This window comes from Nonomuraea sp. NPDC003201 (genome assembly GCF_053590415.1).
Genome location: NZ_JBSFTC010000793.1, coordinates 1 through 1,006, shown reverse-complemented (window position 1 = coordinate 1,006; position 1,006 = coordinate 1). Strand labels below are relative to the sequence as shown.

Below are 1,006 nucleotides of genomic sequence, written 5' to 3'. Positions count from 1 at the left end.
TCGGCGACGAATCGGCGGGCGTCGGCTTCCATCTCGCGTAGTTGTTTGACGTGTCGTTCGAGTTCGGCGGCGGTGTTGTTGAAGGTGCGTGCCACCTCGGCCAGCTCGTCGGAGCCGTGGACCGCGATTCTGGTCCGTAGCTCGCCTTGGCCCAGCAGGCGTGCCGCGTGGCCGAGTTCGCGTACCGGGCGTAGCACGCCGCGGGTGGCCAGCGATGCCAGGACGACCGCGAACGCCAGGGCCGCCACGCCGATGAGCCAGGCACGTACGGCGAGCCCGTCGATGCTGCGCTGTTCGGAAAGCAGGCTACGCGCCGCGTAGACCTCGATGCCGGAGGCCCGCGTCGTGCGGTCCGGCTCGACGATCAGCAACGGCGCGCCGACGATCAGCCAGGGCATGCCCTGCCACACCACGCGTTGCCACGCGATGTTGCCATCGGCCACCTCCCGCCGCAGCCCCCCGGGAATCACCGAGAGATCCGAGGCCAGCACCCTCCCGCCCGGCCTCAAGCGCTCCGGCGGGGCGACCGGCGAGTGCATCTCGCGGTAGACGGCGACCGCGAACTCCACGCTGTTCTGGTCGGGCACGGCGGTGGCGATGTCGTCGAGCTCGTCGGGGCCCGGCGCCGGAGTCCGCAACGGGTAGAGCGCCTGCAGGCGGCTCCTCATCGCCTGCACCGTGGCGTCCTGGGTCCGCTGCAGGATGTCGTTGCGGGCCTGGACGTAGAGCCCGCCGGCCACCGCCGCCGCGGTGACCACGCACAGCAGTGCGAACGCCAGCAACAGCCGGGTTTGCAGCCCCAGGCTCGGCCGAGGCGTCACCGGCCGCTTCACACCGGCCCGAACCGGTACCCGAACCCACGCACCGTCTGCACATAAACAGGCGCCGCCGAGTCGTCCTCGATCTTCGCGCGCAACCGCTGCACACACGCGTCCACCAGCCGCGAGTCACCGAAATACCCGTGCTCCCACACCGACTCCAGCAACTGCTGACGGCTGTACACCCG

Annotated in this window: 2 protein-coding genes; both read right to left on the bottom strand. The window is 70.5% G+C overall.

Annotation, left to right across the window (positions count from 1 at the left end; genetic code table 11):
* A partial coding sequence (locus ACWDX9_RS63695) for a HAMP domain-containing protein (protein WP_449973512.1) occupies positions 1 to 821 on the bottom strand: 821 nt, incomplete at its 3' end.
* A gap of 8 nt (positions 822 to 829) precedes the next feature.
* Positions 830 to 1,006 (bottom strand): winged helix-turn-helix domain-containing protein (locus ACWDX9_RS63690; RefSeq protein WP_350743609.1); only part of this gene is annotated, 177 nt, incomplete at its 5' end.